General features: G+C 67.5%; 12 protein-coding genes. 8 read left to right on the forward strand and 4 right to left on the reverse strand.

Annotated features, from left to right (window positions below):
- Positions 1 to 81: 81 nt before the first annotated feature.
- From mfd to ARC78_RS13095, 3 genes are all read right to left on the reverse strand, one after another.
- Positions 82 to 3552 (reverse strand): transcription-repair coupling factor, encoded by a 3471-nt coding sequence (gene mfd, locus ARC78_RS13085; protein WP_057506453.1) that lies wholly within the window; start codon positions 3550 to 3552, stop codon positions 82 to 84.
- A gap of 327 nt (positions 3553 to 3879) precedes the next feature.
- Complete coding sequence (locus ARC78_RS13090; RefSeq protein WP_054660495.1) at positions 3880 to 4425, reverse strand: GNAT family N-acetyltransferase; 546 nt, start codon at positions 4423 to 4425, stop codon at positions 3880 to 3882.
- A 98-nt stretch (positions 4426 to 4523) separates the two neighbouring features.
- Positions 4524 to 5381 carry a 23S rRNA (adenine(2030)-N(6))-methyltransferase RlmJ gene (locus tag ARC78_RS13095; RefSeq protein WP_054660497.1) on the reverse strand — a complete coding sequence of 286 codons (858 nt, stop codon included), beginning with the start codon at positions 5379 to 5381 and terminating at the stop codon, positions 4524 to 4526.
- Between the two features lie 45 nt (positions 5382 to 5426).
- On the opposite strand from ARC78_RS13095, the gene creB reads away from it, so the two are divergent.
- Positions 5427 to 6125 (forward strand): two-component system response regulator CreB, encoded by a 699-nt coding sequence (creB, locus tag ARC78_RS13100; RefSeq protein ID WP_057506454.1) that lies wholly within the window; start codon positions 5427 to 5429, stop codon positions 6123 to 6125.
- A gap of 636 nt (positions 6126 to 6761) precedes the next feature.
- Positions 6762 to 8198, forward strand: a complete 1437-nt coding sequence (creC, locus tag ARC78_RS13105; RefSeq protein ID WP_057506455.1) for a two-component system sensor histidine kinase CreC — start codon at positions 6762 to 6764, stop codon at positions 8196 to 8198.
- 33 nt (positions 8199 to 8231) lie between these two features.
- Here the strand turns inward: creC and ARC78_RS13110 are convergent, their stop codons facing one another.
- The gene (locus ARC78_RS13110) at positions 8232 to 11261 is read right to left on the reverse strand and encodes an EAL domain-containing protein (protein WP_057506456.1); all 3030 of its coding nucleotides are present in this window, start codon (positions 11259 to 11261) and stop codon (positions 8232 to 8234) included.
- Between the two features lie 240 nt (positions 11262 to 11501).
- Between ARC78_RS13110 and creD the strand changes: the two genes are divergently transcribed.
- The 6 genes from creD to ARC78_RS16880 form a co-directional block, all read left to right on the forward strand.
- Positions 11502 to 12848, forward strand: coding sequence for a cell envelope integrity protein CreD (creD, locus tag ARC78_RS13115; protein ID WP_057506457.1), 1347 nt, complete (start codon positions 11502 to 11504; stop codon positions 12846 to 12848).
- Positions 12849 to 12899: 51 nt separating this feature from the next.
- Positions 12900 to 13337, forward strand: a complete 438-nt coding sequence (locus ARC78_RS13120; RefSeq protein WP_057506458.1) for a hypothetical protein — start codon at positions 12900 to 12902, stop codon at positions 13335 to 13337.
- Positions 13338 to 13529: 192 nt separating this feature from the next.
- On the forward strand, positions 13530 to 15128 hold the full coding sequence (locus ARC78_RS13125) for a M20/M25/M40 family metallo-hydrolase (protein WP_054660031.1): 1599 nt from the start codon (positions 13530 to 13532) through the stop codon (positions 15126 to 15128).
- A gap of 494 nt (positions 15129 to 15622) precedes the next feature.
- Entirely contained in the window at positions 15623 to 17026 is a 1404-nt protein-coding gene (gene gltX / locus ARC78_RS13130) for a glutamate--tRNA ligase (protein ID WP_057506459.1), read from the forward strand.
- A gap of 17 nt (positions 17027 to 17043) precedes the next feature.
- Positions 17044 to 17529: a Fur family transcriptional regulator gene (locus ARC78_RS13135; RefSeq protein WP_054660932.1), complete on the forward strand. Its 486-nt coding sequence runs from the start codon at positions 17044 to 17046 to the stop codon at positions 17527 to 17529.
- A gap of 273 nt (positions 17530 to 17802) precedes the next feature.
- Positions 17803 to 17988, forward strand: a 186-nt coding sequence (locus ARC78_RS16880) for a hypothetical protein (RefSeq protein WP_206742679.1), incomplete at its 3' end; no start/stop codon positions are given.

A 17988-nucleotide genomic window follows, 5' to 3' on the forward strand; every position in this document is an offset into this window, starting at 1 on the left:
GCGTGCGTAAGAGTGGGGGCGCCTATTGTCGGTACGCCCGCCTTTTCACGCAATCTTCATCGGTTGTCTTAATCAGGGCTTTCACGGCCGCAGAGTGGTCAGCAGGGCGCGTGCGGCGTTGAAACGGTCGGCACTTTCCGGCAGCGGATGCCTGATGCGCAATCTGTCCGGGCCCTCCATCTGGTACAGCTTGGGCTGCTTCTGGATCAGCTGGATCACCGCCATCGGATCGATCTCGGGCTTGGCTTCGAACACGATACGGCCACCGTTCTGGCCCAGTTCCAGCTTGCGGATGCCCAGTGCGTTGGCCTGCAGCTTGAGTTCGGCAATGGCGAACAGGTGTTTGACCGGGTCCGGCAGCAGCCCGAAGCGGTCGATCATCTCCACCTGCAGCTCGCGCAGCGCCGCGCTGTCGCGGGCGCTGGAAATGCGCTTGTACAGGGTCAGGCGGGTATGCACGTCGGGCAGGTAGTCTTCCGGGATCAGCGCCGGCACATGCAGCTCCACCTCGGCGCCGCGGACTTCTTCGCCGGCATCCAGGTCGGGCAGCTTGCCGGCCTTGATCGACCGTACCGCGCGCTCCAGCAGCTCGGTATAGAGGCTGAAACCGACCTCGGCCATCTGCCCGCTCTGGTCCTCGCCGAGCAGCTCGCCGGCGCCGCGGATTTCAAGATCGTGCGTGGCCAGGGTGAAACCGGCGCCCAGTTCATCCATCGAGGCGATCGCTTCCAGCCGCTTGTGCGCATCGGCGCTGATCGCCCGCTTGTCCGGCGGCACTACCAGGTAGGCGTAGGCGCGATGGTGCGAGCGGCCGACACGGCCGCGCAACTGGTGCAGCTGGGCCAGGCCGAACTTGTCGGCACGGTTGATGATGATGGTGTTGGCATTGGGAATATCGATGCCCGATTCGATGATGGTGCTGGCCAGCAGCACGTTGAAGCGCTGCTTCTGGAAATCCAGCATCACCTTTTCCAGCTCGCGCTCGGGCATCTGGCCGTGGGCGACGCCGATGCGCGCCTCTGGCACCAGCTCGGACAGCTCGCGCTGCATCCGGCCCATGCTTTCCACATCGTTGTGCAGGAAGTACAGCTGGCCGCCGCGCGCGAGCTCGCGCTGGAACGCCTCGCGCAGCTGCGCGTTGTCCCAGGCGGTGATGAAGGTCTTGACCGCCAGCCGGTTCGGCGGCGGGGTGGCGATGATCGACAGGTCGCGCAGCCCGGCCATGGCCATGTTGAGCGTGCGCGGAATCGGCGTGGCGGTGAGCGTGAGCAGGTGCACGTTGGCGCGCATGGCCTTCAGCGCTTCCTTCTGGCGCACGCCAAAGCGCTGCTCTTCATCGACGATGACCAGCCCCAGATCCTTGAACTTCACATCCGGCTGCAGCAGCCGGTGGGTGCCGATGATCACATCGATGGTGCCCTCGGCGACCTTGTCCAGCTCGGCCTTGATCTCCTTGGTGCTCTTGAAGCGCGAGAGCACTTCCACACGCAGTGGGTAATCGGCAAAGCGGTCGCGGAAGTTGCGGTAGTGCTGTTCGGCCAGCAGCGTGGTCGGCACCAGCACCGCCACCTGCTTGCCGCCACTGGCCGCGGCGAAGGCCGCGCGCAAGGCAACTTCGGTCTTGCCGAAGCCGACATCGCCACAGACCACGCGGTCCATCGGCTGGGCCGATTGCAGGTCGCGCAGGGTCGCATCGATCGCGGCCTGCTGGTCGGCGGTTTCCTCGAACGGGAAGCCGGCGGCGAACGGTTCGTACATCGCGCGGTCGATATCCAGCGCCAGCCCGGCGCGCGCCTGGCGGCGGGCCTGGATTTCCAGCAGCTCGGCAGCGACGTCGCGCACCTTCTCGGCGGCCTTGCGCTTGGCCTTGGCCCACTGCTCGCCCCCGAGCGAATGCAGTGGCGCGGTTTCCGGCGAGGCGCCGGAGTAGCGGCTGATCAGGTGCAGCTGCGCGACCGGCACGTACAGGCGGTCGCCCTTGGCGTACTCGATGTCGAGGAATTCGCCGGGCATGCCGCCGACATCCATCGCGATCAGGCCGCGGTAGCGGCCCACGCCGTGGTCCTCGTGGACGATGGGAGCGCCTTCGCTGAGCTCGCCCAGGTCGCGGATGATCGCCTCGGGCTCGCGTCCGGCGCGGCGGGTGCGGCGCGGCTGGCCGGCGCGTTCGGGGAACAGCTGACGTTCGGTCAGTACCGCCAGCGGTGGCTCGCTGAGTGCGAAGCCGTCATCCAGCGGGGCGACGGTGATCGCAAAGCGCGGTGCGGCAGCGTCAGCGAGGAACCCCGGCAGACCGGGAACCACCGGCGGGCGCAGATCGGCGGCCTGCAGCACTTCCAGCAGCGCCTCGCGGCGGCCCGGCGAATCGGCGGCGATCAGCACCCGGCCCGGGTAGTTGTCCAGGAACGACTTCAGCGCCTGTCCAGCCGGTGCATCCTTGGCGGCGACCGGCAGCGGCGGCAGCGGCTGGTCGCCCAGCGCCTGCGCCTCGGCGATGCGCGGATGGTCGGCCGGCCACACTTCCACGCGCGGCAGCTTGTTGAACTGCTCGCGCAGGCTGTCCGGACTCTGGTAGATCTCTTCCGGCGGCAGCAGCGGCCGCTCGATATCGTGGCGGCGCTGTTCGTAGCGGCTGAGGGTCTGGGTCCAGAACGCATCGGCGGCCTCGGCCACCCCGGTGCCCAGCACCGTCATGAAGCCTTCGGGCAGGTAGTCGAACAGCGTGGCGGTCTTGTCGAAGAACAGTGGCAGCAGGTATTCGACGCCCGAGGGCAGGACCCCGGCCTTGAGATCCTGGTACAGCGGGCTGCGCCGGGTATCGACGTCAAAGCGCTCGCGCAGCGTGGTCAGCACCTTGGCCAGGCTGGCCTCGTCCACCGGCACTTCGCGGCCGGGCAGCAGCTTCACTGCCGGCACCTTGTCCAGCGAGCGCTGCGTTTCGGGATCGAATGCGCGGATCGAATCGATGTCCTCGTCCAGCAGCTCGATGCGCAGCGGCGCCTCGGTGCCCATCGGGTAGACATCGAGCAGGCCACCGCGCACGGCAAAGTCGCCCGGGTCCATCACCTGCGCCACGTTGCGGTAGCCGACGCTTTCCAGCCGGCGTTTCTCCGCATCCATGTCCAGCCGCTGGCCGACCTTCAGGTCGAAGCTGCCGCCGACGATGTAGTTCAGCGGCGCCAGGCGCTGCAGCAGGGTCTGCACCGGCACCACGACGATGCCGCGGGCGAGGGTGGGCAGGCGGTGCAGCGCGGCCAGTCGCTGGGAAATGATGTCCGGGTGCGGACTGAACTGGTCGTAGGGCAGCGTTTCCCAGTCCGGGAACGGCACCACCGGCAGCGTCGAGGCATCGCCCAGCAGGGTCTGCAGGTCAGCCACGGCCAGATGCGCGCTCTGGTTGTCGCGCGTCACCAGCAGCAGGGGCCTGCCGTGGGCGTCGGCGGCACGGGCGATGTGCCAGGCCAGCGCGCTGACGGAAGCCGGGGCGCGCCACCAGGCGCGGAGCTGGCCGCTACGCGGCAGCGGCGGAGAGGGGAATTTGATGGACGACATGGACCGCGAATTTTACCAGATGCGATCTGCCCGGCCGCTGCAGGGGGGAAACGGACTATCCCCTCCGCAAAACAGCAGCACCGCGGTTTTGCAGGGCAACGCTGCGGAAGGGGAGCGGAGACGGAGGAGGGTTGGGAAAAACGGCAGGACCGCCGTTTTCGCGGCGAGGCTGCCGAACGGTGAGGCACGTGGATATGCGTCATGAAAAAACGGCAGGATCGCCGTTTTTCACGGCAAAGCCGCCAACGGTGACGCACAGGGATGTGCGTCATGAAAAAAGGCGCCCCTTGTGGGAGCGCCTGTTGTCTGCAAGGAGGTTGAAGCGCCTCAGTTGGCTAGTTCCAGCACCATCCGCACCAGTCCCGGGGCGCCGGTGGGATGCGGCACCTGCTTGAAGCCCAGCGAGGCGGCCAGCTGCTGCATCGGCTCGTTGTCCTGGGCGATATCGCCGTACATGCGGTCCAGATACTTGCCGCGCGCCCACTTCACCAGCTTGCGCATCAGCTGGCGGCCCAGGCCCTGGCCGGCGAGGAAGCGGCTGACCAGGATCGCGTACTCGGCATCCCGGGTGCCGGGAATGATCGAGGCCCGCGCCACCGCGCCGACCACCGCTTCGCCGGGCGGCAGCGGTTCGGCGGCGACCAGCGAGATCTCGGTCTTGGGATTGGGGTGGGTCAGGCGCTGGGCGGTTTCGTCGGAAAGGGATTCGACCGACTGCAGGAACCGGTCACGCACTTCCTCCGGTCCAAACAGCTCAAATGCCCCCTGCAGCGGCGGGCCGTCTTCCGGCCGGATGGGGCGGATCAGCAGTTCCCGGCCACTGGGGGCTTTGAAGTTTTCATGCCACGGGGGCATGCGGTTGCGGGTCGCCATGACTACGTTTCCTCGAAAGTCCGCTGATTCTGGCACCGGTCGTGCGAAATTCTGTGAACATTGTTGAACGCGGGGTCATGGCCGGGAACGGCCGTTGCCTACTCGGCCGTTTTGAGCCACTCCAGACGGGTCGAGGCCCCTGGTTCGCCCAGATGTTTCTTCAGCACCGGCATCGCCGGCGCCAGCACCCGGTCGAACTGCCACGGCGGATTGAGCAGCAGCATACCGCTGCCGTTCAGACGCAGCGGCGAGTCGTCCGGACGCACCAGGAATTCGGCCAGCAGCGCCGATTTGATCGGCAACGCGGCGGCTTTGCGGAAGAAATGCAGGATGCTGCGGCGCTGCTTGATCGGAAACCAGACCGCGCAGGTGGCCTGCGGCCAGCGGGCCAGGGTTTCGCTCAATGCCGCCAGGATACGCGGGTATTCGGCGTCCTGGGCCTCGTAGGGCGGATCGATCAGGACCAGCCCGCGCCCGATCTTCACACCATTGACCTTGGGCGGCAGCAGCGAGCGGATCTGCGCGTAGCCATCGCCGGGGTGCACGCCGACGCGGCTGTCGCGGGCGAACAGCGCCTTGAGCGCGGCGGCCTCCTCTTCCTGCAGCTCGCAGGCGGCCAGACGGTCCTGCGGACGCAGGGCCTGGGCGGTGAGCAGCGGTGAGCCGGGGTAGGTGATCAGCGCGCCGACCGGGTTGTCGGCCTGCACCGCTTTCAGATAGCGCTCGACCACGTCGGGCAGCGTGGGCTGGGCCATCAGCTTCATTACGCCATCGTCGATCTCGGCGGTCTTGCGGCTTTCCTCGCTGGACAGCAGATAGCGGCCGCGCCCGGCATGGGTGTCCAGCACGAAGAACGGGCTGTCCTTGCGCTTGAAGGAATCGATCAGCGCAAGCAGCGTGATGTGTTTGAGCACGTCGGCATGGTTGCCGGCATGGAAGGCGTGGCGGTAATTCATCGGCGAAGTGTACGGCGCGGGGGAGGTGGCGGCTATGCTGGGCACATGTCCGACCAGCCTGCCCGGGTCCTCGTCGTCGAAGACGAGGCTGCCATCGCCGATACATTGTTATATGCCCTGCACAGCGAGGGCTATCTGGCCAGTCACTGCACGCTGGGGCGGGAGGCACTGGCGCAGCTGCGGGCTGGCGAGGCCGACGTGGTGGTGCTGGATGTGGGGCTGCCGGATATCGGCGGCTTCGAGGTGTGCCGTCAGCTGCGCACCTTCAGCCAGGTGCCGGTGATCTTCCTGACCGCGCGCAATGACGAGTTCGACCGGGTGCTGGGGCTGGAGCTGGGCGCCGATGACTACGTGGCCAAGCCGTTCTCGCCGCGTGAACTGGTGGCGCGGGTACGGGCCCGGCTGCGCCGGGCGGGGCCGGCGGTGGCGGCGACCGAGACGTCGGGCTGGAAGCAGCACGGCAGGTTTGCCATCGATGGGGAGGGCCGGCGCATCCGCTATGGCGAAGGCCTGTTGGACCTGACCCGCTATGAATATGCGTTGCTGGCCGCGCTGCTGCAGCGCCCGGGCGCGATCCTGAGCCGGGCGCAGCTGATGGAGCGCGGCTGGGACCATGCCAGCGACAGTGCCGACCGCACCGTGGATACCCACGTCAAAACCCTGCGCGCGAAGTTGCGGGCGGCGGGGGTGCCTGGAGAACCGATCCGTACCCATCGGGGGGTGGGATATGCGCTGGAGGTTTGAGACCGGCGCCTGGCTGGCGCCATTGCGGCCCCTTGGACATCAAGGGCGTTCACTCCTGCTGTGCAGGAGCGAGTCACTTTTCTTTGCTTGTGCAAAGAAAAGTATCCAAAAGAAAGCACAGCCGGGACGCGATCCGTCGAGCTGTGCCCGCCGGTTCCCTGTGCTCCTCGCGGATCGGGGCGGCGCGGAACTCGCTGCGCTCAGACACCCGCGCCTTTTTTCCCCGATCAGCTGCGGTGCTCGGCCCGCTCTACGGCTGGGGAAGTCAAAGACTGGAAGCCACAGCAACAGAAACAGCAACAGCAACGGCCAGAAAGTGATGCTGAACGATTGCTGCGAAAAGCGGCGGAGTAGCCGCAGTTGCTTTTGCTTTTCGGCATTCCCTTCCGCAGCGACGGAGCCAGCGGGGAACACCCGAAGGGCGACGTGCATGGATGCACGTCGTTTTTCTACGCGACAGGGATGTCGCGTAGAAAAATCCTGCTGGCGGAGTGGACCCGGTGCGCGTAGCGCGCGGGGCGCGGAGGCAGGGCGTGCTTTCTTTGGGTCACCTTTCTTTGCACGGGCAAAGAAAGGTGGCTCGCTCCTGCGGAGCAGGAGTGAAAGCTCCTGCATCACAAAACGAGGCTGCGATAAATGCGCCTCGGCCTGAAACTCTTCCTCGGTTTTTTCCTGATCGTCGGGATCGCCGCGTTCTTCGTGATGCGGGTGTTCGTCAACGAGGTCAAGCCGGGCGTGCGCCAGGCGATGGAGGCCACGCTGGTGGATGCGGCCAATGTGCTGGCGGTCATGGCCGCGCCGGATCTGAAGGCCGGGCGCATCGGCGACGGCACCTTCGCCACCCAGCTGGCCACCGCGCAGCGCCGTGATCCGCGCGCGATGGTGTGGCGCTTTCCCAAGCGCAGCATCGACTACCGGGTGACGGTGACCGATGCCAGCGGCATCGTGGTCTACGACTCGCGCGGCCAGGACGTGGGGCGCGACAATTCGCGCTGGAACGATGTCTACCGGACCTTGCGCGGACAGTACGGTGCGCGCTCCAGTGCCGAGACCCGCGGCGAGGGCAGCACCACGGTGATGCATGTGGCCGCGCCGGTGTACGACCCGGCCGACGCGCGCACGTTGATCGGCGTGCTGACGCTGTCCCAGCCCAACGACACCATCGATCCGTTCATCGCCGCCAGCCAGCGCGCCATCGTCGCGCGCGGGGCGTGGCTGATCGGGTTGTCGGCCTTGATCGGCCTGCTGATGACCTGGTGGCTGGCGCGCGGCATCGGCGGCCTGAACCGCTATGCGCAGGCGGTCAGCGCCGGGGAACCGGTGCCCCCGCCCAAGCCGCGCCGCGACGAGATCGGCGACCTCGGCCGCGCGCTGGAAACCATGCGCCGCAAGCTCGAAGGCAAGGCCTATGTCGAGCAGTACGTGCAGTCGCTGACCCATGAGATGAAGAGCCCGCTGGCGGCGATCCGCGGCGCCGCCGAGCTGCTGCAGGAGCCGCTGCCCGAGGCCGAGCGGCAGCGCTTTGCCGGCAACATCGTGCAGCAGGAGCGGCGCCTGACCGAGACCATCGACCAGCTGCTGCGGCTGGCCGAAGTGGAACAGCACGGCTGGCTGCAGCGCCGCGGCGCGGTCGATCTGGCCGGGGTGTGCCGCAGTCTGGCCGAGGATGCCGCACCGCGCCTGCAGGCGCAGGCGCTCGTGGTGGACTGCCAGTTGCCGGCGCAGGCGCTGGTGCAGGGCGATGCCTTCCTGCTGCGGCAGGCGCTGTCCAACCTGCTGGACAACGCCATCGCGTTTTCGCCGGCCGGTGGGCGCATCGTGTTGCAGGTACAGCGACACGAGGCGGGCTGGACGGTGGAGGTGGCCGATACGGGGCTGGGCGTTCCGGACTACGCGCGGGAGCGGGTGTTCGAGCGGTTCTACTCGCTGGCGCGGCCGGGCAGTGGGCAGCGCAGCTCGGGGCTGGGATTGCCGTTCGTGGCCGAGGTGGCGCGGCTGCATGGTGGCCGCGCGCAGCTGCACAACCGTCCCGGCGGCGGAGCATTGGCCAGTCTGTGGTTGCCGCTGGCCTGAGGGGGCAACCGTCGCCGGCCAGGCGGCTGTCCGCTAATCGGCCACGGCCACGGTCAGGGCCGGATGGTCGGCCCGTGGCCGGTCCAGGTGGTAGCCCTGGACCATGTCCACGCCCATCTGCCGCAGCATCTCCAAGGTGGCGGCGTCCTCGACGAACTCGGCCACGGCCAGCTTGCCCATGCCGTGGGCCACTTCGATGATCGCGCGTACGAACACCTGGTTGTCCGGCTCCTGCGGCAGGTCGCGGATGAACATGCCGTCGATCTTGAGCACGTCGGCCTGCAGGTTCTTGAGGTAGGCGAAGGAGGCGAAGCCGGTGCCGAAATCGTCCAGGCAGATCGGGCAGCCGGTCTGCCGCAGCGCGGCGATGAAGCGCGCGGCATCGCCCATGTCCGAGATCGCCGCGGTCTCGGTCAGCTCCACCAGCAGCCGCTGCGGAGCCACCCGGTGCCGCAGCAGCTGGTTGCCGATCCAGGCGGGCAGCTCGGGATCATCAAAGGAGCGCCCGGAGATGTTGATGGCGATCGCCGGCAGTTGCGGGTGGCCGGCCAGCAGCTGGATGCACTGGCGGATCACCCAGCGGTCGATCTCCAGGATCTTGCCGCTTTTCTCGGCCGGGACGATGAAGTCCGCCGGCATGATCAGCTGCCCGCTGCCGGCTTCGTCGCGCATGCGGATCAGCGCTTCCAGATGCGCCAGACGGCCGTCACCGGCGTGGTAGACGCCCTGGAAGTGCAGCAGCAGCAGGTCCTGCTCCAGGGCCTGGGCGATACGGTCGTTCCACACCAGCCGGCTGGCCATCTCGCGCGAGCTGTCACGGTCGGGCCGGTACACGTTCCAGCGGTTCTTGCCCAGATGCTTGGCCTGGTACATCGCCGCGTCGGCGTGGGCGACCAGGTCCTCGGTATTGTCGGCATGGGTGGGGTAGTGGGCGATGCCCAGGCTGGTGCTCAGGCGCACGGTCTGTTCGAGCAGGCGCAGCGGGGTCTGCGCGATGCGCTGCACGATCCGCTCGGCCAGGTGCTGGGCATCGTCCTGGCTGGCGTGCGGCATCAGTACGGCGAACTCGTCGCCGCCGAGGCGGAACAGGGTCTCGCCGGCGCGCACCAGGGTGCGCATCTCCAGCGCCAGCCGGTTGAGCACCGCATCACCGGCGCGGTGGCCGAAGGTGTCGTTGATGTACTTGAACTCGTCCAGGTCGAAGAACAGCAGCGCGGCCTGGCTGGGCACGCGCTGGGCATCGTGGAAGAAGCTGGCCAGGTCGTTCTCGAAGCGGCGCCGGTTGTACAGCCCGGTGAGCGGATCGTGGTGGGCCAGCCGCACCAGCTGCTGGGCGGTGCGGCGCTGGTGGCTCACATCCTCCTGCACCCACAGCCGGCCCAGGTAATGGCCCTGCGCGTCGGGAACCAGGTAGGCGTTGTGCATGATGGTGCGGCCGTCGCGCAGGCGGATCTCCAGCTGCCGTGGCGGTTCCGCGGTGGCCGCCGCCTCCAGTTGCGCCAGGATCGTCGCCGGATCGGCCATCAGCTGCTTGGCCGTCTGCAACACCTGGCGGGTCGAGCGGCCGACCACGCTGGCGCCCTCGGGGAACTGCCACATGGCGGCGAACGTGGCGTTGCAGTAGGTCACCCGGTTCTCGCCGCTGACGAACAGGATGCCCAGGTCCATCGCCCCCAGCAGCGCCAGCAGGCGCGCGCGCTCCTCCTCCAGCCGGGTCATGAACTGGCGGCGCTCGTCGATTTCGCCCTGCAGCGCCTTGGCATGGGCCAACTGCAGGGCGCGCTGATGGCCCAGCTCCTCGGCCATGTCGTCGAAGGCACCGGCCAGCCGGCCCAGCTCGTCATCGCCCTGCAGGCCGATGGGCTGCGGCGCGCGGCCCTGGCCCAGTTCATCCACCGCCAGCGCCAGGCGCTTCAACGGTGCGGCCACCAGCGAGCCGATCCGCCGGCGCAACAGCCACATCGCCGGTAGCAGGCCGAGCACGCCGATGCCGGCCATCGCCAGCAGGCCCCACATCAGCAGATGGTTCACCCGCGCCTGGGGCAGCAGATAGACCTGGTACCAGTCTGGGCCCTGGATCTGCGACCACGCCACCCAATAGGCGCCGTCGGGCGAACGCCCGGCGCCGTGGTTCACGGTCGCTTCCCGGATCATGCGGTGGACCTGGGCCAGCAGTGGATCATCGAGGCGGTCGAGCTCGAGCTGGCCGTCGGCGGCGGCAATGCGGCGGCGCAGTTGCGGGTGGGCGATCAGCGCGCCGTCGGCGCTCATCACCAGTTGCACGCCGTCGCTTTCATCGCCGCTGTCGACCTGCTCGATCAGGCTCTGCACCGAGACATCGTGGCCCAGTGTGCCGACCCAGTGCTGGTGCCAGTCCAGCGGCTTGATCACCGACACCATCCAGGTAGCGGCCTGCCGGTCCAGGTAGACCGGCGTCCAGAACACCTGGCGCTGCGGATTGCGCCGCGGATCGGCGCCGAGCATGGTCGGATAGCCGGTGTTGGTGGCCGTGGCGTCGGCGCCGCTGCCCCAGTCGATGCCGGGCGAATACACCATCAGCCCGTCCTCGATGAAATCCATGTAGACCGAGAAGAACGGCGGTGCCAGCGCCGGTCCCTGCTCGCGCAGCAGGTCGTAGGCGACAACCGCGCGCAGGCGTGCCGAAGCATCCAGCCCCTGCGGCGGCTGGTGCAGGTAGAGCGTGGGCGCGGAGGCCGGCGCGACCAGTTCCGGGCGCAACCGCCACAGGCCGTCGGCACTGCGTGCGAACAGGGTGTCGAACCGCGCCAGGGTGGTAGCCGGATCGGCGCTGTCCAGCCGTCGCAGCAGCTCCTGCTGCAGCCGCACCACGCTGTGCTCGGCCTGCAGGAACAGGCCCTCGCTGGCACGCGCGCGCAATTCCACCGTGCGCTGCGCCACCATCGGCACCACGCGATCGGTGGCCATGCGCATGGCCAGGTAACCCAGCGCGGAAAGCAGCAGCAGCAGCGCCAGGAACAGGCCCCAGATGCTCAGCGACAGCCGGTGGATCAGCGACGTACGCGACCGGGTTTGCAACAGCACGGGTGTTCCTTGGGCGGGAGGCGCTGGACGGTCCGGGTGCGCATTTTGCTTGTATTCATACTATGCCGCAGCGCGCATCCGCAACCGCAGGCGGTCAGGGGCCAGCGCGTGTGCACGGGAAACGGAACGCATCCCGCCACCGGGGGACGGCGGGCCGACTTCACATCCACTTCAAATTCGCCACAAACCCTGCTCACCCAGCCGGTCCACGCTGTCCCCGTTTCCACACGAGGACCGGACATGACTTCCCTGAAACTGCTGTTGCGCGCCGCCATCGTCGGCGGGCTGGTGTTGCTGTTGTTGATCCCGCTGCTGCTGATCCGCGGCACCATCAAGGAGCGCGAGCGCTATCGCGACCAGGCCATCGAACGGGTGGCGCAGAGCCGTGCCGGCGCGCAGTCGCTGATCGGCCCGGTGCGGGTGCTGCCGTGGACCCAGGAGCGCGAGGTGGAGGTGGTCGGGCCGACCGGGCTGAAGACCCGCGAGCTGCAGACCGAGAAAGGCTTTGACCTGCAGATGCCGGCACGGCTGCGCGTGCAGGGGGAAATGCGCCCGGACGAACGCCGCGTGGGCCTGTTCCGGGTGCCTGTCTACAGCTGGCACGCCCGCGTGCAGGCCGAGTTCACCGACAGGGACTACGCGCCGGTGGTCGGGCGCAGTTACGGACAGCCGTACCTGGCGCTGGGCATTGCCGACGTGCGCGGGCTGGTGGGCACGCCCAACCTGCGCGTGGATGGCCGCAGCATCGCCCTGCGGGCCGGCGCCGGTGCGCTGGAGGCCGCGTCCAAAGGCCTGCATGCGCCGCTGCGGATGCAGGGCGACGCCGCCTCGGGCGTGCTGTCGGACGGGCGCAAGGTCGAGCTGGAGTTCGTGCTCGACGGCACCCGTTCGCTGTCGGTGGTGCCGGTGGGCGATGACACCCGCGTGGATATCGCCTCGTCATGGCCGCATCCGCAGTTCTCCGGCAGCTTCTCGCCGCATGAGCGCAGTGTCGATGACCGCGGCTTCAAGGCCAGCTGGGCGGTCTCCTCGCTGGCCTCGGCCGCGCAGGAACAGCTGCGCCGCAACCTGATTGCCGATGCGGAGGTCGAGTCGCTGACCGTGGCGCTGGTCGATCCGGTGGACGTCTATACCCAGGCCGACCGCGCCACCAAGTACGGCATCCTGTTCGTGCTGCTGACCTTCGTTGGCTTCGCCCTGTTCGAGCTGATCAAGCAGTTGCGGATCCACCCGCTGCAGTACCTGCTGGTCGGCCTGGCGCTGGCGATCTTCTTCCTGCTGCTGATCAGCCTGTCCGAGCAGATCGCGTTCTGGCAGGCCTACCTGGTCTCGGCGGCGGCCTGTATCGGCCTGCAGGGCTTCTACCTCAGTGGCGTGCTGCGCAGCTGGAAGTACGGGCTGATGTTCTCGACTCTGTTGACCCTGCTGTATGGCGCGCTGTTCCTGCTGCTGGGCTCGGAGAACAACGCGCTGCTGCTGGGCTCGCTGCTGCTGTTCGGCATCCTGGCGCTGATCATGTGGATCACCCGCAAGATCGACTGGTACGAGCTGGGCAAGCGCGCGACCGATCCGCCGACACTGCCGTAATCGGCGCGGGGTGGCGCAGGCCACCCCGTTTTTTTCCGGAGGGATCAGGCTATGAACCGGGTATCGATCCACCGCCGCGTGCAGCAACTGCTGCCTGCCGGCATTGAAACCTGCGGGTTGTTGAATTTCGGGCGGTTGCCGGGGCAGCTGGAACAGGTGCTGCTGGACAGTGCGTTCCGCGGCCGGGCGCGGGGCAGGGTCGTATTGCGCCTGGCGGCGGAAACGGCGTTGGCCATTCAACGCGCCGGGCTGGCGTTCTTCGCGCAGTCCACGGTGGCCCGCGCCGGGTTGGCCCGGCAGCTGCCCGCCTGCTACGGGCCTTGGCGGCAGATAGCGGTGAGCGCGGCGGCGCCGGTGACGGGAATGTGCGCCGCCGGTGAGGCGGCCGTGGCGCACCGGATCGGCTACTGCGCCATCGTCCAGGACCGGCGCGGCTGGCTGGCGGTGCTGCCGGTGGAACGGCTGGTGGTGTATGGCTGGTGGGCGTGAGCGGCCCGCGGCGCGGACTGCCTTCGCCGCGCGCCCGCGTTTGGGCTTGGGGGAGGCCGGCGCGGGCACAGCTGGTTGTGACAAACGCGGAGGTCTGTCGGCCGACCATGACCATTGGCCGGCTCGCCGGCCACGTCGCACTGGCTAGACTCGCGGCTTTGTCGCAATTGGCCCATGGGCCGGGGGAAGAGTGTGATCAAGCGTGGTTTGCTGGCGTTGTGCATGGGCTTGGCGGTGGGCGCTCCGGCGCAGGCCACCGAAAAGGTGGATCTGGATGTGGTCACCCGCATCCGCGCCGAGGCGTTCCACAACTCGCAGGTGATGGACCACCTGACCTATCTGACCGAGAACATCGGCCCGCGTCTGACCAATTCGCCGCAAATGGCCGCGGCCAATGCCTGGAGCCGCGGCAAGTTCAACGAATGGGGGCTGAGCAACGTCCATGACGACGCGTTCCCGGCGTTCGGCCGTGGCTGGGAGTTCACCCACGCCAGCGTGGAGATGATCGGCGACCGCGTGCTGCCGCTGCATGCGCTGCCCAAGGCGTGGACGCCGGGCACCGACGGTGCCGTGGAAGGCGAGCTGGTCCGCGTGGACATCAAGAAGCTGGCCGACCTGGACAAGTACAAGGGCAAGCTGCGCGGCAAGGTGCTGCTGCTGGGCGATGCGCGCGCCTACAAGCGCGGCACCGAGGCCGACAGCCACCGCCATGACGCCACCTCGCTGGAAGGCCTGCAGCAGTTCACCATTCCGGCCACCGCCGCGGCCGACCGGGCAAAGCGTCTGAAGGAATACAACGAGCGCCAGGAACTGGTCCGCAAGACCAACGAGTTCTTCGTCGCCGAAGGCGCGCTGGCGGCGATCTCGCTGTCGAGCTGGGACAACGGCATCATCCGCGTTGCCGGGGGCGGTTCGCGCAAGGCCGGCGAGTCGGCCGGCGTGCCGGAGCTGACCATGATCACCGAGCACTTCAACCCGCTGGTGCGTTCGCTGGAAGCCGGCGAGACGGTCAAGCTGCGCATCCGTGTCGATGCCCGCTTCACCGACGAAGGCGACAAGCCCGGCTACAACACGCTGGCCGAGATCCGCGGCAGCGGCAAGGCCGACGAGGTGGTGATGATCGGCGCGCACATGGACTCCTGGCACACCGGCACCGGCGCGGCCGACAACGGCGCCGGCGTGGCCGTGGCGATGGAAGCCATGCGTATCCTCAAGGCGATCGGGGTCAAGCCCAAGCGCACCATCCGCGTGGCGCTGTGGAGTGGCGAGGAGCAGGGCCTGATCGGCTCGCAGGACTACGTCTCGCGCCAGTTCGCCAGGTTCCCGGAGCCGACCGACCCGGCCCAGCTGGCGCTGCCGGCCAGCCTGCGCGAGCCGACCGGTCCGCTGCAGAAGCTGCGTGACTACGACAAGCTCTCGGTCTACTTCAACATGGATAACGGCTCGGGCCGCTTCCGTGGCATCTACGCACAGGAAAACATGGCCGCGATGCCGATCTTCGAGGCGTGGCTGAAACCGTTCAATGACGTGGGCGCCACCACCGTGGTCGCCCGCAACACCGGCTCCACCGACCACATCGCCTTCGATCGCGTCGGCCTGCCGGGCTTCCAGTTCATCCAGGACCGTCTGGACTACTTCTCCAACGTCCACCACACCCACCTGGACACCTGGGACCACATCGAAGCCGAAGACCTCAAGCAGGCAGCGGCCGTGATGGCCAGCTTCGCCTACAACGCGGCGATGCGTGAGCAGATGATGCCGCGCAAGCCCGAGCCGAAGCCGACGCCGTAAGCGCGGGAACGGTTGATTGAACGAAGGGCCGGCATTGCCGGCCCTTTTTTATGTGCCGATGTCAGCGCGTAGCCCGGGTAAGCGAAGCGCACCCGGGTGCCCTTGATGCACTCGCCGCGGCCCCGGGTGCGGCCGTTGGCCTTACCCGGGCTACTGGCTGCCGTTTTTTCATGGCCCATGCCGCAAGCGGCGCCAATGTGCGGTCAGGCAGCTGAAGGCCGGGCGGGGTAAAATTGCCGCATATTTGCCATCCAGTGCTTTCCACATGACCGTCCGCACCCGTTTCGCCCCCAGCGCGTAGCCCGGGTAAGCGAAGCGCACCCGGGGGCCCTTGATGCACTTGCCGCGGCCCCGGGTGCGGCCGTTGGCCTTACCCGGGCTACTGGCTGCCGTTTTTTCATGGGACACCACGCCGATGGCGGCAGTGGGCGGTCAGGCAGGTAAAGGCCGGGCGGGGTAAAATCGCCGCATATTTGCCATCCAGTGCTTTCCACATGACCGTCCGCACCCGCTTCGCCCCCAGTCCCACCGGCTACCTGCACATTGGTGGCGCCCGCACCGCGCTGTATTGCTGGCTGGAGGCGCGCCACCGTGGCGGTCAGTTCGTGCTGCGGATCGAGGACACCGACCGCGAGCGCAGCACCCAGGGCGCGATCGACGCGATCCTGGAAGCGATGCAGTGGCTGGGGCTGGACTACGACGAAGGCCCGATCTACCAGACCGACCGCGTCGCCCGTTACAAGCAGGTGGCCGAGCAGTTGATCGCCTCGGGCAAGGCCTATTACGCCTACGAGACCCGCGAGGAGCTCGACGCGATGCGCGAGGCCGCCATGGCCAAGCAGGAAAAGCCGCGCTACAACGGCGCCGCCCGCGAGTTGAACCTTCCCTACAGGGACGACCCGAACCGCGTCATCCGCTTCAAGAATCCGCTGGAAGGCACGGTGGTGTTCGACGACCTGATCAAGGGCCCGATCGAGATCGCCAACAGCGAGCTGGACGACATGGTGATCTTCCGTCCGGACGGCTTCCCCACCTACAACTTCGCGGTGGTGGTCGACGACTGGGACATGGGCATCACCGAGGTCATCCGCGGCGATGACCACATCAACAACACCCCGCGCCAGATCAACCTGTACGAGGCCATCGGCGCGCCGGTGCCGAAGTTCGGCCACATGCCGATGATCCTGGACGAGCAGGGCGCCAAGCTGTCCAAGCGCACCGGCGCGGCCGACGTGATGCAGTACAAGGACGCCGGCTACCTGCCCGAGGCGCTGCTGAGCTACCTGGCCCGTCTGGGCTGGTCGCACGGCGACCAGGAGCTGTTCTCCCGTCAGGAGCTGATTGAGCTGTTCGACGTCACCCACTGCAACTCCAAGGCCTCGCGCCTGGACATGGCCAAGCTGGGCTGGGTCAACCAGCACTTCCTGAAGACCGAAACGCCCGAGTCCATCGCCCCGCACCTGGTCTACCAGCTGCAGAAGCTGGGCCTGGACGTGGCCGCCGGCCCGGCCCCGGCCGATGTGGTCATCGCCCTGCGCGAGCGCGTGCAGACGCTCAAGGAAATGGCCGAGAAGGCGGTGGTCTGGTACACGCCGCTGAGCGAGTACGACGAGGCCGCGGTGGCCAAGCACTTCAAGCCCGGCGCCGAGCTGCCGCTGGCCAAGGCCCGCGAACTGCTGGCCGCGCTGCCGGAATGGAGCGCCGAGAGCGTGTCGGCCGCGCTGCATGAGGCCGCCGCCGCGCTGGAGATCGGCATGGGTAAGGTCGCCCAGCCGCTGCGCGTGGCCATCACCGGCACCCAGGTCAGCCCGGATATCTCCCACACCGTGTATCTGGCCGGTCGCGATGAAGCGCTCAAGCGCATCGATGCAGCCCTGACCAAGGTCCCCACGACCTGACTTTCCCCGAGGTAGACATGACCGACGCGCACACCTGCACCGCTCCCCACCACCACGTTGAAGACGCGGCGGATTTCATCGCGGTGGTCGAACGGGTGTGCCGCGAGCGCGGATTGCGGCTGACCCCGATCCGCGCCAACGTGCTGCGGCTGATCGCCGAGGCGGGCAAGCCGGTCAAGGCCTACGAACTGCTGGAATGGGTGCGCGAAGGCAAGGGCGTCGGTGCCGACGCCCCGCCCACGGTCTACCGCGCGCTGGATTTTTTGATGGCAAATGGTTTTGTGCACAAGCTGGCCTCGGTCAACTCGTTCGTCGCCTGCCACCATCCCAGCAGCACTCAGCACTCGGTGCCGTTCCTGATCTGCAACCGCTGCCACAGCGCGGTGGAGCTGGAAGACCGCGACATCGTCCGCCAGCTGGAAGAACGCGCCAAGGCGCTGGGCTTCAAACCGCAGGCCCAGACCCTGGAGGTCCACGGCCTGTGCGCCAACTGCGCAGGTTGAGTCCTTACCGCTGTTGATTACTGGAAAGGCCGCACAGTGTGCGGCCTTTTCCTTTCAGCGGTCCGGCGCGGCTCCGGCAGCGAGCAGAACCTCGCGGATGCAGTTGTCCTTAACTGACCGTCGGAAAGTGCCGTATTGCCCTCGTGATATGAGTAGGGGCTTGGAAGGAAGTGAACCGGACCGTGTTCTTGAGTTTCTCGGAAGGCCGAGCTCGGAGCTCGGAACGCCGAGAAAAGGAAAAAGCTTTCGTGCACCGCTGGTGCCCGAGTCACTTTGACCAGCCATGCGGCTGTTGAAGGGCCTTTCTTTGCTTGTGCAAAGAAAAGTAACCAAAAGAGACGCTTATCCAACAACTGGATGGTTGGTCAAGCACACCCGGGACGCATGCCCGCGCTGTGCGTGGGTTCGCCACTGCCGGACGCATTTTTCGACGGCACATCCGGTAATCCCCCCATTAAC

The sequence above is a fragment of the Stenotrophomonas pictorum JCM 9942 genome (assembly GCF_001431585.1).
Classification (GTDB): domain Bacteria; phylum Pseudomonadota; class Gammaproteobacteria; order Xanthomonadales; family Xanthomonadaceae; genus Stenotrophomonas; species Stenotrophomonas pictorum.

Excerpts from the sequence above, each read along its gene's own strand:
- mfd (WP_057506453.1), bottom strand. The coding sequence starts at position 3,552 with ATGTCGTCCATCAAATTCCCCTCTCCGCCGCTGCCGCGTAGCGGCCAG.
- ARC78_RS13090 (WP_054660495.1), bottom strand. The coding sequence starts at position 4,425 with ATGGCGACCCGCAACCGCATGCCCCCGTGGCATGAAAACTTCAAAGCC.
- ARC78_RS13095 (WP_054660497.1), bottom strand. The coding sequence starts at position 5,381 with ATGAATTACCGCCACGCCTTCCATGCCGGCAACCATGCCGACGTGCTC.
- creB (WP_057506454.1), top strand. The coding sequence starts at position 5,427 with ATGTCCGACCAGCCTGCCCGGGTCCTCGTCGTCGAAGACGAGGCTGCC.
- creC (WP_057506455.1), top strand. The coding sequence starts at position 6,762 with ATGCGCCTCGGCCTGAAACTCTTCCTCGGTTTTTTCCTGATCGTCGGG.
- creD (WP_057506457.1), top strand. The coding sequence starts at position 11,502 with ATGACTTCCCTGAAACTGCTGTTGCGCGCCGCCATCGTCGGCGGGCTG.
- ARC78_RS13120 (WP_057506458.1), top strand. The coding sequence starts at position 12,900 with ATGAACCGGGTATCGATCCACCGCCGCGTGCAGCAACTGCTGCCTGCC.
- gltX (WP_057506459.1), top strand. The coding sequence starts at position 15,623 with ATGACCGTCCGCACCCGCTTCGCCCCCAGTCCCACCGGCTACCTGCAC.
- ARC78_RS13135 (WP_054660932.1), top strand. The coding sequence starts at position 17,044 with ATGACCGACGCGCACACCTGCACCGCTCCCCACCACCACGTTGAAGAC.